Genomic DNA, 12,089 nt, shown 5'->3' with positions numbered 1-12,089 from the left:
TGCAATTCCAGGAAAAGTGTGCAGCGGTTTTCCGTCCGGAATTGCGAAAAACAAAAGGTCATCACGGAGCCCTCATGCGCATCTTCACCGCCTCGCTGGCGACGGAAACCAACACCTTCTCGCCGGTGCCGACAGACCGGGCTTCCTTCGAGATGGCCTTCTATGCCGGCCCCGGAAAACATCCGGAGACGCCGACGCTCTGCTCCTCGCCGATCGTGGCGTTGCGCAAGCGCGCCGCGAAAGAAGGGTTGACCGTCATCGAAGGTACCGCCACCTGGGCGGAGCCCGGCGGTCTGGTGCAACGCCAGACCTATGAAGCGCTGCGCGACGAGATCCTTGGCCAGCTAAGGGAGGCATTGCCGGTCGATGCCGTCATCCTCGGCCTGCATGGTGCCATGGTGGCGCAAGGCTATGACGATTGCGAAGGCGATCTCCTGGAGCGCGTGCGCGCCATCGTCGGCCCGAAAGTGGTAATCGCATCGGAATTCGATCCGCACAGCCATTTGACGCCGAAACGCGTCGCGGCCTGCAATGTCATGGCCTATTTCCTGGAATTCCCGCACACCGATCTCTACGAGCGCGGCGAGCATGTGGTCGAGCTCGGCCTCGCCGCGGCGCGCGGCGAGATCAAGCCGGTGATCTCGACCTTCGACTGCCGCATGATCCAGGTGCTGCCGACCAGCCGCGAGCCGATGCGCTCCTTCGTCGACAGGATCAAGGCGCTGCACGGCAAGGACGGCGTGTTGTCGGTCTCGGTCATCCACGGCTTCATGGCCGCCGACGTGCCGGAAATGGGCACGCGCATCCTGGTCGTCACCGACAATGCCAAGGAAAAGGGCGACAAGCTCGCCGAAACGCTCGGGCGTGAGCTCTATGACCTGCGCGAAAAGACAGCCATGACGATGCTGTCTGCATCGGCCGGCATCGAGCGGGCGCTAGCAGTGCGCGCCGAACGCAAGGACAAGCCGGCGGTCATCGCCGACATCTGGGACAATCCGGGCGGCGGCGTGCCGGGCGACGGCACCATCGTGCTGCGCGAGCTGCTTTCGCGTGGCGTGACCAAGGTCGGCGTGGCGACGATCTGGGACCCGATCGCCGTGACCTTTTGCCATGCGGCCGGCGAAGGCGCGGTCATCGACCTGCGATTCGGCGGCAAGGCCGGCCCTCAGGCCGGCGAGCCGATCGATGCCCGCGTCAGGGTGCTAAAGACAACCAACGAAGGATGGCAGAGTTTCGGGCCGAGCCGCGTGACGCTGGGGCCATCGGCGGTGGTGCGCATCGAAGGCACCGAGGTCGATGTCATCTTGAACACCAACCGCACCCAGACCTTCGAGCCGGATATCTTTTCCAACATCGGCATCGATCCGCTGTCGAAGGACGTCCTCTTGATCAAGTCGACGAATCATTTCTACGCCGGCTTCGCGCCGATCGCCGCCGAGATCATCTATGTGGCTGCGCCGAGTTCCTATCCGAGCAATCCGGCGGTGACGGATTACAGAAAGCTCAACCGGCCGATCTGGCCGCGGGTGGCTGATCCGTGGCGCTGATGATCTCCCCCCTTGAGGGGGAGATGGCCGCGAAGCGGCCAGAGGGGGTCGCCGCGCGTGAAGCGCCAACAATCCCCATCGTCGCCCTGGAGCGTAGTAGCAGTTGAGGCGACCCCCTCTGTCGCCTTCGGCGACATCTCCCCCTCAAGGGGGGAGATCACCCGCGCTACACCAGCCCCCGCTTCACCATCATCGCTTCAGGCGAAGGCATCTTGCCGCGGAACGCCGTATAAAGCTCTTCCGGGTCCTTCGATCCGCCGGCGGCATAGATGTTCTTCCGAAGCCGCTCGGCAAGTTCCGGATTGAAGGCATCGCCTGTCTCCTCGAAGGCCGAGAACGCATCGGCGTCAAGCACTTCCGACCACATGTAGGAATAATAGCCGGCTGAATATCCGTCCCCGGCGAAGATATGGCCGAAATGCGGGGTGCGGTGGCGCATCGCGATCGTGTCGGGCATATGCAGCTTTTCCAGCGTTTCAGCCTCGTATCGAAGCGGCTCGGCGGGCGCGTCAGGTCGCGCATGATAGGCCATGTCGATCAGCGCCGAAGCGGTGAACTCGACCGTGGCGAAACCGGCGCCGAAGGTGCGGGCGGCGAGCATCTTGTCGAGCAGCGCCTTCGGCATCGGCTTGCCGGTCTTGACGTGCAGCGCATGCTTTTCCAGCACCGCCGGCACCGTCAGCCAATGCTCGTAAAGCTGCGAGGGCAGTTCGACGAAATCGCGGCTGACCGAAGTGCCGGAAACCGACGGCCAGGTGACGTCGGTCAGCATGCCGTGCAGCGCGTGGCCGAATTCGTGGAACAGCGTCTTTGCCTCATCGACCGACAGCAGCGCCGCCTCGCCGGCCGGCGGCTTGGCGAAATTCATGATGTTGTAGATCACCGGTTTGGCGCCGTCGCCGAGCTTGTAACCGGACCGAAGCGCGCTCATCCAGGCGCCGGAGCGTTTTGACGGGCGCGCAAAATAATCGGCGAGGAACAGGCCGCGTTCGCTGCCGTCGGCATTCTTTACCACGAAGACGCGCGCGTCGGGATGCCAGGCTGTTATGCCCTTCTTTTCCTCGAAAGTGATGCCGAACAGGCGGGTCGCCACATCGAAGCAGGCTTCGATGACGCGTTCGAGCTGCAGGTAAGGTTTCAGCTCCGCTTCGTCGAAGGCGAATTTCTCGGCGCGCAGCTTCTCCTGGTAGAAGCGCCAGTCCCAGGCCGCGAACTTCTCGTTGCTGCCGGCTTCCGCGGCCAGCCGCTCCAGCTCCTTCTGGTCGGCGGCCGCTTTTTCCAGTGCTTTCTCCCACACGGGATCGAGCAGCTCGTGCACGGCCTTCGGCGTCTTCGCCATCGTGTCGTCGAGCTTCAGCGCTGCGAAAGAGCCGTAGCCCAGAAGCTTCGCTTTCTCGGCGCGCAGCTTCAGCATGTCGCGCACAACATCGGTGTTGTCGGAGGCGCCGCCATTCTGGCCGCGCATGATGAAGGCTTTGAACGCGATCTCGCGCAGGTCGCGGCGCTCCGAGAAGGTCGAGAACGGCTCGTAGATCGAGCGCGACAGCGTCACCGCGTAACGGCCTTTCTGGCCGCGCATTTCGGCGGCCTCGGCCATGGCGCTCTTCAAAAAGTCCGGCAGGCCGGCAAGGTCGGCCTCGTCGAGGAACAGCGCCCAGTCGCGCTCGTCGGCGAGCACATTCTGGCCGAATTTGGTGCCGAGCGAGGAAAGTTCCTCATTGATGGCCGCGAGCCGCTTCTTGCCCTCGGCATCCAATTTAGCGCCCGACCGGACAAAGCCCTTCCAGGTCTTTTCCAGGACGCGCAGCGTTTCGGCATCGAGCTGCAGGGTGTCACGGCGCTGATAGAGATCGTCGATGCGGGCAAACAGCTTCTCGTTCATCGAGATCGCCGAGAAATGCCGTGACATCTTTGGCGAAACCTCGCGCTCCATCGCCTGGATCGTGTCGTTGGTATGAGCGCCGGCGCGGCACCAGAAGATCGACGAGACATGGTCAAGCGCTTCACCCGCAAGCTCGAGCTCGGCAAGTGTGTTCTCGACAGTCGGCGCCTCGCTGTTGCCGGCGATCGCGTCGATCTCGGCCTGATGCGCCGCAAGCGCCGCGTCGAAGACAGGGCCGAAATCATTGTCGCCGATGCGCGAGAAGTCCGGCAGGCCGAGCGGCCCTTGCCAGACGGTCAGCGGATGGGCGGCGAGATCGACGGTTTTTGACATGGACAGATCCAATCGGGGAGTTTCGATAGGCGGAGGGCAGTTCCCGATGTAGGGCGGTGCCGCGCGACGCGCAACTCGGGCTTCGCCTCAATAGGCGCTGCAGTCCTGCGCCACCGCCCTCTGGGTGCTGGCGACGATCCGCCCGCCTGCGACGGTGAAGGTCTCGCGCATCAGCGTGTCGTTGCTGGGGAAGTCGTAACAGGCGAGCACCGTGGTCTCGCCGTCCTCGCTCTTCTCGATGCGGTGACGAATGGCGGCGCCCGCCACCGCGCTCTGCCATTCATCGATCGAGGCGATGAAATCCTGCTTGGTCTGCACGATGCCGACGTCGTCGAGCTTCATGCGCACGTCGTCGGAAAGCAGGTCGGACAATTCTGTGCGGTCGGCGACCAGCAGTGCCGAGTACCAGCGGTCGATGATGGCGCCGTCATCGGCGGCGGCAGGTACGAGCGAGGACAGCAGCAGCGTCGCCGTCAGAGCAATTCCAGGAAAAGTGGGTGCCGGTTTTCCGCTCGGAATTGCGCAAAACCAAGGAGCTCGAATGGCTCGGCGTTTCCGTGAAGCGGTGAACCGCTCCAGTAAGATTCTCCACCAGCTTCGCTGCATCACCGCTCCCTTAGAGCTCGGGCCGTTCGAAATCGCCGGTTTCCTTGTTCATCACCCACAGCTCCCCGGTCGAGATATCGAACCATGCGCCGTAGAGCGTGAGCTTGCCCTTGCCCTCGAGGATCGAGACGCAGGGAAAGGTCCTGAGATTGGCGATAGAGTAGCGGATGGAAATACGCTCCAACGCCGTCTGCCGCTCGGTCGCCGTCATGAAGGTGCTGGACGAGACAGTCTCGGCGGCAGGCGCGATCAGGCTCATCCATTTGCCGATGAAATCGCCGGGCGACAGCGGCGCAAAGTTCGTGTCGAGCGCGGCGCGTATGCCGCCGCAGCGGCCATGGCCCATCACCACGATGTTCCTCACCTTCAGGCTCTGTACGGCAAATTCGAGCGCGGCCGAGGTCGAATGGAACTCGCCGTCCGGCTCGTAGGGCGGCACGAGATTGCCGACATTGCGCAGCACGAAGAGCTCGCCCGGCCCGGCGTCGAAGATCGCTTCCGGAGCGGAGCGGGAATCGCAGCAAGCGACGATCATCGTTTCCGGTGCCTGGCCCTCGTGCGCCAGCGAACGATAGCGTCCGCTTTCGGCCGGATAGCGGCTGGTCATGAAGTTGCGATAGCCGGTCAGCAGATGTTCGGGAAGATGGGGCATGGGCGGCTAAAGCCTTTCCGGGGGTTGGAGGCGGCAGCTCGTTGCGATCGAAGAAGGCTCTAACGGCAAAAGCCGGTCGCGGGCAATGCCGAATTGCGGATGGCTCCGTCGCAATCGCGATGCGGGGGCGTGGCTTGACTATGTCCAGATGGCGATCGGGATGCCGAAACGGTCCACCGGCGGCGGATCGGGTGAAGGCCGCGCCTCGCCGCCGGCGATACGCCCGGCAATCAGCATCATCGCCGCCGCGTCGAGGAAGTCATCGCTCGCTGCGCCCCGTGGCGGCGCCTGATCGAGGAATGCTTTTTCGTAGCCATGCCGGCAAAGCAGCGCCTTGCGCTCCTCCATGCCGGCCGGGTTGACCGCTCCCTTAATCTTCTTCGGCAGCGCCATCGCCGTGCCGCCATTCAAGCGGCAGAACGCGACTTCGGGGTGAGATTCAAAGACGCGGCGGCGCAAATCCGGCATTGCGATCAGCAAGGCGTCGATCTCGCGGATCTTCGAAAAGATGCCAAAGGCCTGGATGGAAACGCCGCGCGGCGGGTCGGAGGTCCCCATCGCCACCGCGCTTGCCCTTCGATGCGCCGCATACCAGCCCTCGATCGTGGTGAAGTCGCTGGTGTCGGCATAGAGCGCCGCCCGCGAGGGGATGGCGAAGACACTCGCTTGCCGCGCCCCGAGCAGCGGCCGCACCAGCGCTTCCGGCCCGCGACCACCTCTGCGCGAAAAATCCGGCAGGCCGATCGGCATGTCGACGGCGATGGTGGCATTGGGCAGCGCGTCGAGCAGTGCCCGGAAGCTGGGGAAGACCGAGACCGACGGCGCGGCGTCCGCTTCGCGGTGGACGACGATCCAGCCGGCCTTGCAGCCGTCGACGCCTGCCAGCCGGCCGTCAGGCTTCACGCCCGCTTGTCCCGCCCGGGATGCAAGAGATGACGCAGTTGCACCATGGCCATGGGGTGCGAAAGACTCTGCGCGTCGGTTTCGAGCTGCAGCTCGTCGCCGCCGCGCTTCGCGGTGCGGGCGAGGATCTCGTAGACCGCGGCGGTGGTCGATTGCAGCGCCTTGAGGGGCGGCTGGCCGGAGAGAACGCGCGCCAGATAGACCGCGGCCGTCAGGTCGCCAAGCCCGTTCGGCGGCTTCTCGATCACGCGGTGCTCGGCAAGCAGCGCCTGGCTGCCGTCGAGCAGGAAATTCCCGGTGCCGCCCATCATCATCGCGGGCGCCGAAGTCACCAGCATGGTCGAAGGGCCGGCATGAAGCGCCGCCGCCGTCACCGCCTTGATGTCGGGCAGCGGCGCACCCGCCATCCATTCCAGCTCATAGCGGTTGGGAGTGGCGATATCCGCGATCGGCATCAATTTGTCGCGCATGGCGGCGGCGGTCGGCTCGGGCACGTAGAGCCCGCCCGAATCGCCCATCACCGGGTCGCAGATGTAAAGTGCGTTCGGCGTCTTGTCCTTGACGGCGGCAACCAGCGAGGCGACCGCGTCGGCCTGGCCAGCCTCGCCGAGATAGCCCGACAGCACGGCCCTCACCTCGCCCAGCCAGGGCGCGCGCTCGAGATCGGCCATCAGCGCCTTGAACTGATCGAGCGGCGGCACGATGCGCGTGGCCCGGCTGTGGCCCGGATGCCAGGGCAGGATGACGGTCGGCACCGCCCAGACCGGGAAGCCCAGCGTCTCCAGCGCGAATACCGCCGCGCGGTTGCCGACCGAGCCGCGGGCGACATGGCTGGAGATGACGATGACCGCGCGCGGCGCGTCGATTTTTTCTGCACTCATGGAAATCTGTTCCTAGCCGCCACGCGTGACGGCATACACCAGCCAGACCAATAGCCCAATGGCGATCATGACGCCGAGCGTTCGGCCAATGCGGGTTCCCCAATATTCGATAGGATCGGCGCGGTCGGCGTCAGCGGCGGTGACATGGTCGCGCGCATCTTTCGCCGTGCGGGTTACGAACGACGCGCCGCCCGGCGCCGTCTCGCGCGCCACGCGTTCGAGGATGCGGCGCGATTCGGTCTCGTCGTCCCGGCGCTCGGCCATGGCAATTGCCCTTTCCTGCCCGGAGCTTAGATCAATTCCAGGAAAAGTGCGAAGCGTTTAGACTCGGCGACTTCGCCGTAGCCTTCCGACCGGAATTGCGTCAAACAAGAAGATGAAATCCTGTTCGCTCGACTATTCACAGTGGCTCGCGCCGGAGCCGGAGCAGGCGTCATCGGCCGGACATTTTCTTACGCGTGGATTGTGGTAATGCTTCGCACGCAACTTCTGTCGAGGGACCAATCATGACTACCGAGCGCCTCTCACTACCCTCCGCCTTCCGCAGTCTGCCCGCCTTCCTGATGGTGGCTTTCGTGCTGCCGCTGCTTGCCGGCTGCGGCTACAACACCATCCCGACGGCGGAAGAGAACGCCCATGCGGCCTGGAGCGAGGTGCTCAACCAATATCAGCGCCGTTCCGACCTGATCCCGAACCTGGTCGAGACGGTGAAGGGCTATGCCTCGCATGAAAAGGATACGCTCGACGCGGTCGTCCAGGCGCGCGCCAAGGCAACGCAGATCACGGTGACGCCTGACACGCTGAAGGATCCCGAGGCGCTGAAGAAGTTCCAGGATGCCCAGGCCGGCCTGACCAGCGCGCTATCGCGGCTGATCGCGGTGTCGGAAGCCTATCCCGACCTCAAGGCGAACCAGAATTTTCTCGCACTGCAGGCGCAGCTCGAAGGCACGGAGAACCGCATCGCGGTGGCGCGGCGCGATTACATCCAGGCAGTCAGGGACTATAATCTGACGCTGAAGACCTTCCCGTCCGTGCTGTGGGCGACCTTCTGGTTCCGCGGCAACGAGCCCTTCGCGAACTTCACCGTCGAGGAAGACAAGATGCAGGTGCCGAAGGTCGATTTCGGCACGAGCACCACCAAGCAGGGCGGGTAAGCGGCGAACCAGTTTACCGAGCTTACCAGCCTTGCGTTCCTTCGCGCCCCCCTCTGTCCTGCCGGACATCTCCCCCTCAAGGGGGGAGATCAGCCGTCATCCGCGCTTTCGCCAATTTTCAGCGTCTGAAAGAGAAAGCCGGCGGCGAAGCTATCAATCTCCCCCCTTGCGGGGGAGATGGCCGGCTTGGCCCCCGAAGCCTTGGCGAAGGGGGGCAGGCCAGAGGGGGGTGCCTCGCGGCTACCTCGTCTATCTTGGCCTTCTTGCCTTTTTCCTCCTCCCCATCGCCGCCCTCGCCGCCGACCTTCCCGCGCTCACCGGCCGCGTCGTCGACAATGCCGGCATCATCGATGCCGGCACGCGCGCGGCGCTGACGCAAAAGCTCGCGGACTTCGAAACCAAGGGCTCGGACCAGATCGTCGTCGCCACCATACCCAGCCTCGGCGGCGAGGAGATCGAGCCTTACGCCAACCGGCTGTTCCGCTTCTGGAAACTCGGCCAGGCCAAAGAAAACAACGGCGTGCTGCTGCTGGTGGCGCCCAACGACCGCAAGATGCGCATCGAGGTCGGCTATGGGCTGGAAGGCACGCTCACCGACCTGCACACCAAGCTGATCATCGAAAACGACATGGTACCGGCCTTCCGCGCCGGCGACTTCTCCGGCGGGATCACCAAGGCCGTCGACGACATGATCATGGTGCTGCAGGGCAATCCCGAGGAGCTCGAGGCGCGCGGCAAGCGCAACGAGCAGGCGCCGTTCAATTCCGACGATCTGTTCTTCGCCATCTTCATCAGCATCTGGGCGCTGATCTTTTTTGGCGGCATCGCGATGACGATTCTGCCGCCGATTTTCGGCCAGAAGATCGGACCCGGCCGCTATCGCTGGCTCGGCATGACCTTCGATCAGAACCGGCGCTCTTCCTCCGGCGGCTGGTCGTCCGGTGGCGGAGGCTGGTCGTCGGGCGGCGGTGGCTGGTCCTCCGGAGGCGGCGGTGGCGGGTTTTCCGGCGGCGGCGGCTCGTCGGGCGGCGGCGGCTCTTCGGGAAGCTGGTGAGGCACCATGGCAACACGACCGATCAGCGCCGAGGACCATGACCGCATCGCCGAGGCGATCCGGACGGCCGAGCTGAAGACCGACGGCGAGATCTATTGCGTCGTCGCCAGGGCCAGCGACGGCTACTTTTTTCCGGCCGCCTTCACCGCCACGATCGGCCTGTTTATCGCCAGCCTCGCCGTCGCCTATGGGCTGGAAGCCTGGTGGCTGTCGATCCGGCTGCCGCATTTCGTGCTGGCGCAATTGCTGGCGCTGGCCTCGGTGTTCATTTTGCTTAGGCTCCTGCCCGCCTTGCGCATTCATTTCGTGCCGAGAAGGCTGCGCTATCAGGCCGCGCACGCCAATGCGATGAAGCAGTTCCTGGCCCGCAACGTCCACCGCACGCAGGCGCGTACCGGCGTGCTCATCTTCGTCTCCATAGCCGAGCGTTATGCCGAGGTCGTCGCCGACTCAGGCATCGATGCCAAGGTCGGCCAGCATGTCTGGGACGGCGTGGTGGGCGACCTGACCAAACATGCCGGCGATGACCGGCTGGCCGACGGCTTCCTGAAGGCTATCGGCACGGTCGGCGCGGTACTCGCCGAGCATTTCCCGGTCACCGAAGGCGACGCCAACGAACTCGACGATCATCTCGTCGAAATCTGACACGGCGCCTCGTCGGCGGACGCACCTTTCGCCTGTGCGAAAGCGAGGAGGCGTGTTGGGGGACTCTTTGCAATCGGGCGAGGCGGGTTTATGGTTAACCAATCATGAACACGCTGACGATCGACATCCGGAAGGCAGAACCGCGCGACGCGAGCGCCATCGCCGAGGTGCACCAGCAGGCATGGCGCGGCGCCTATTCGGGCATCATCCCGCACCGCACGCTGACCTCGATGATCAATCGTCGCGGTGTCGACTGGTGGGCCAACGCGATTCGCCGCGCCGCCACCGTGCTGGTGGTCGAGATCGGCGGAACGGTCGCCGGCTATGCCACGATCGGCAAAAACCGCGCCCGCGAGCTCAGGCAGCAGGGTGAGATCTACGAGCTCTATCTTCGTCCGGAATATCAGGGCATCGGGCTCGGCAGCCGACTGTTCAAGGCGGCCAAGGCCCGGCTCGCCGACCACGGCCTGCGCGGCCTCGTGGTCTGGGCGCTGGAAGACAATCACAACGCCTTGGCCTTCTACGCCGGCAATGGCGGCCGCGATATCGCCGAAGGCGTCGAGGTCTTCGAGCAGAAGGCGCTTAAGAAAGTGGCTTTCGTCTGGAATGACTAACGTCGCCTAGGGATGTGTTGAGATTCAGGTCAGGCCGAGCCGAGAACGTTGGTTTCTGAGAACCGGCCTACGCCGGCCGTAGCCCTATATAAAGCGGAGACACTTATGAGGGCTTCGGCCGGCGAAGGCCGGAGCGGAGCGTACTTAAAGAACGTGAGCACCGGAAGCGCAGGAAACCACCGTTCGCAGGCCGGCATCACCTGAATATCAACACAGCCTAGGTTACAGGCCATCACAAACTGTGCGCTTCCATCAGCGTACAGTGCCATTCGCCGCATTGCACCATGACGCTTCGCCCGCTATCCGTCTTGGAATCGAGAGAGGGATAGACCATGCGTATCGAAGCGATAGCCACCGGAAAGAACCCGCCTGAGGACGTCAACGTCATCATCGAGGTGCCGATCGGCGGCGAGCCGATCAAATACGAGATGGACAAGGAGGCCGGCACGCTGTTCGTCGACCGCTTCCTGCACACCTCGATGCGCTATCCCGGCAATTACGGCTTCGTGCCGCACACGCTGTCGGGCGACGGCGACCCGATCGACGTTCTGGTCTGCAACACCCGCGCGCTGGTGCCGGGCTGCGTCATCAATGTGCGGCCGATCGGCGTCTTGATCATGGAAGACAATGCCGGCCAGGACGAGAAGGTGATCGCCGTCCCCTCGCCCAAGCTGACGCTGCGCTACGAGAACGTCACCGAATACACGCATCTGCCTGAGATCACGCGCCAGCAGGTGCAGCACTTCTTCGAGCACTACAAGGATCTCGAGCCCGGCAAATGGGTCAAGATCGAAGGCTGGCACGATTCCAAATACGCCAAGAAGATGATCGTCGACGCGATCGAGCGGGCTAAGGCAGCCAAATAAAGGCTACCGCACCGCCTTCTCGCCGCCGGCCGCCGTGATCACCCCGACGATGATCAGCCCGGTCAGCAGCAGCCGCACGCCGGCGCTGACGCCGAACGTGTTGAGCATGGTGAGCAGGAGCACCAGGAACAGGCCGGCGCCCCAGACCCCGGGCACATTGGCCTTGCCGCCGGCGACCGAGGTGCCGCCGATGACCACGACCGCGATCGAGGCGAGCAGGTATTCGTTGCCGATATCGACATTGGCGCCGCGGAAATAACCGGCAAGCAGCGCCCCGTCGATGCCGCCGAGAGCGCCACACAGCGTGTAGGTGAGGAAGCGGATGCGGCCGACATGGACGCCGGCGAGCCAGGCGGCGCGGATGTTCTGGCCGATCGCCAGCACCGAGCGGCCGTAGATCATGCGCTGCAGCGCAAGCGCGGCGCCGATGGTGAAGATCACCGTCAGCATCGCCAGCACCGGAATGCCCAGCACCTGCCAGTTGGTGAAGTCGGCGAAGCCGGGCGGCGGCTTGATCTGCAGGCCGCGGCCGTAGCTGATGTCGACCGACTGGATGATGAAGCTCGCCGACAACGTGGCGATGATCGGCGGGATGCGCAGCGCCCAGATCAATAGATAGTTGATGGCGCCGATCGCCGCGCCGCAGGCAAGTGCTGCAAGCAGCCCGACGAGGATCATGGAATCGCTGCCGCCCATCACCTTCATGGCGACCGCGCTTGCCAGCCCGATATTGGCCGGCAGCGACAGGTCGACATTGCCGGGTCCCAGCGTGATGACGAACATCTGGCCGACGCCGACAATGACGGTGAAGACGGCAAGCGACAGCGCCGCCGTGACCATGCCGCCGGCGCCGTAGCCGCCGGTGAAGGCAATCGTTGCCAGCCAGACGACGACCGCGCCGACGAAGGACCAGATCCAGGGTTTTTCAAGCAGCGTCCGCACTGAGGTCATC

The 12,089-nt window shown here is 64.3% G+C and carries 13 protein-coding genes; 6 read left to right on the top strand and 7 right to left on the bottom strand.

Annotation, left to right across the window (positions count from 1 at the left end):
• Positions 1-74: 74 nt before the first annotated feature.
• Complete coding sequence (locus O7A05_RS20820; RefSeq protein WP_337094839.1) at positions 75-1,547, top strand: M81 family metallopeptidase; 1,473 nt, start codon at positions 75-77, stop codon at positions 1,545-1,547.
• Between the two features lie 166 nt (positions 1,548-1,713).
• Here the strand turns inward: O7A05_RS20820 and O7A05_RS20815 are convergent, their stop codons facing one another.
• The 6 genes from O7A05_RS20815 to O7A05_RS20790 form a co-directional block, all read right to left on the bottom strand.
• Positions 1,714-3,762: a M3 family metallopeptidase gene (locus O7A05_RS20815; RefSeq protein ID WP_415927033.1), complete on the bottom strand. Its 2,049-nt coding sequence runs from the start codon at positions 3,760-3,762 to the stop codon at positions 1,714-1,716.
• Positions 3,763-3,849: 87 nt separating this feature from the next.
• Positions 3,850-4,368 carry a nuclear transport factor 2 family protein gene (locus tag O7A05_RS20810; RefSeq protein WP_337094838.1) on the bottom strand — a complete coding sequence of 173 codons (519 nt, stop codon included), beginning with the start codon at positions 4,366-4,368 and terminating at the stop codon, positions 3,850-3,852.
• A 10-nt stretch (positions 4,369-4,378) separates the two neighbouring features.
• The gene (locus O7A05_RS20805; RefSeq protein ID WP_337094837.1) at positions 4,379-5,020 is read right to left on the bottom strand and encodes a carbonic anhydrase; all 642 of its coding nucleotides are present in this window, start codon (positions 5,018-5,020) and stop codon (positions 4,379-4,381) included.
• A 138-nt stretch (positions 5,021-5,158) separates the two neighbouring features.
• Entirely contained in the window at positions 5,159-5,923 is a 765-nt protein-coding gene (locus O7A05_RS20800; RefSeq protein ID WP_337094836.1) for a DUF429 domain-containing protein, read from the bottom strand.
• Positions 5,920-6,804, bottom strand: coding sequence for a pyridoxal kinase PdxY (gene pdxY, locus O7A05_RS20795; RefSeq protein ID WP_337094835.1), 885 nt, complete (start codon positions 6,802-6,804; stop codon positions 5,920-5,922). Before pdxY ends, O7A05_RS20800 begins: the two co-directional genes overlap by 4 nt.
• Positions 6,805-6,816: 12 nt before the next feature.
• Positions 6,817-7,068 (bottom strand): hypothetical protein, encoded by a 252-nt coding sequence (locus tag O7A05_RS20790; protein ID WP_337094834.1) that lies wholly within the window; start codon positions 7,066-7,068, stop codon positions 6,817-6,819.
• A gap of 242 nt (positions 7,069-7,310) precedes the next feature.
• Here O7A05_RS20790 and O7A05_RS20785 point away from each other — a divergent pair, with 242 nt between their 5' ends.
• The 5 genes from O7A05_RS20785 (at position 7,311) to ppa (ending at position 11,137) form a co-directional block, all read left to right on the top strand.
• On the top strand, positions 7,311-7,958 hold the full coding sequence (locus O7A05_RS20785) for a LemA family protein (protein ID WP_337094833.1): 648 nt from the start codon (positions 7,311-7,313) through the stop codon (positions 7,956-7,958).
• A gap of 229 nt (positions 7,959-8,187) precedes the next feature.
• A complete protein-coding gene (locus O7A05_RS20780; protein WP_337094832.1) occupies positions 8,188-9,012 on the top strand; it encodes a TPM domain-containing protein in 825 nt (274 codons plus the stop codon).
• A gap of 6 nt (positions 9,013-9,018) precedes the next feature.
• Positions 9,019-9,657 (top strand): TPM domain-containing protein, encoded by a 639-nt coding sequence (locus tag O7A05_RS20775; protein ID WP_337094831.1) that lies wholly within the window; start codon positions 9,019-9,021, stop codon positions 9,655-9,657.
• A 104-nt stretch (positions 9,658-9,761) separates the two neighbouring features.
• Entirely contained in the window at positions 9,762-10,271 is a 510-nt protein-coding gene (locus tag O7A05_RS20770; RefSeq protein ID WP_040991512.1) for a GNAT family N-acetyltransferase, read from the top strand.
• Positions 10,272-10,603: 332 nt separating this feature from the next.
• A complete protein-coding gene (gene ppa, locus O7A05_RS20765; protein ID WP_125004240.1) occupies positions 10,604-11,137 on the top strand; it encodes an inorganic diphosphatase in 534 nt (177 codons plus the stop codon).
• Positions 11,138-11,140: 3 nt separating this feature from the next.
• Here the strand turns inward: ppa and O7A05_RS20760 are convergent, their stop codons facing one another.
• Positions 11,141-12,088, bottom strand: coding sequence for an ABC transporter permease (locus tag O7A05_RS20760; protein WP_224518417.1), 948 nt, complete (start codon positions 12,086-12,088; stop codon positions 11,141-11,143).
• Position 12,089 lies beyond the last annotated feature (1 nt).

This window comes from Mesorhizobium argentiipisi (SeqCode) (assembly GCF_037179585.1).
GTDB lineage: Bacteria > Pseudomonadota > Alphaproteobacteria > Rhizobiales > Rhizobiaceae > Mesorhizobium > Mesorhizobium argentiipisi.
The sequence above is the reverse complement of the archived record's forward strand: the minus strand, read 5'-3'. Positions and strand labels throughout refer to the sequence as shown.

Coding starts and splice junctions, on each gene's coding strand:
- O7A05_RS20810 (WP_337094838.1), bottom strand. CDS start 4,368: ATGCAGCGAAGCTGGTGGAGAATCTTACTGGAGCGGTTCACCGCTTCA.
- ppa (WP_125004240.1), top strand. CDS start 10,604: ATGCGTATCGAAGCGATAGCCACCGGAAAGAACCCGCCTGAGGACGTC.
- O7A05_RS20785 (WP_337094833.1), top strand. CDS start 7,311: ATGACTACCGAGCGCCTCTCACTACCCTCCGCCTTCCGCAGTCTGCCC.
- O7A05_RS20820 (WP_337094839.1), top strand. CDS start 75: ATGCGCATCTTCACCGCCTCGCTGGCGACGGAAACCAACACCTTCTCG.
- O7A05_RS20790 (WP_337094834.1), bottom strand. CDS start 7,068: ATGGCCGAGCGCCGGGACGACGAGACCGAATCGCGCCGCATCCTCGAA.
- O7A05_RS20760 (WP_224518417.1), bottom strand. CDS start 12,088: ATGACCTCAGTGCGGACGCTGCTTGAAAAACCCTGGATCTGGTCCTTC.
- O7A05_RS20770 (WP_040991512.1), top strand. CDS start 9,762: ATGAACACGCTGACGATCGACATCCGGAAGGCAGAACCGCGCGACGCG.
- O7A05_RS20775 (WP_337094831.1), top strand. CDS start 9,019: ATGGCAACACGACCGATCAGCGCCGAGGACCATGACCGCATCGCCGAG.
- pdxY (WP_337094835.1), bottom strand. CDS start 6,804: ATGAGTGCAGAAAAAATCGACGCGCCGCGCGCGGTCATCGTCATCTCC.
- O7A05_RS20815 (WP_415927033.1), bottom strand. CDS start 3,762: ATGTCAAAAACCGTCGATCTCGCCGCCCATCCGCTGACCGTCTGGCAA.
- O7A05_RS20805 (WP_337094837.1), bottom strand. CDS start 5,020: ATGCCCCATCTTCCCGAACATCTGCTGACCGGCTATCGCAACTTCATG.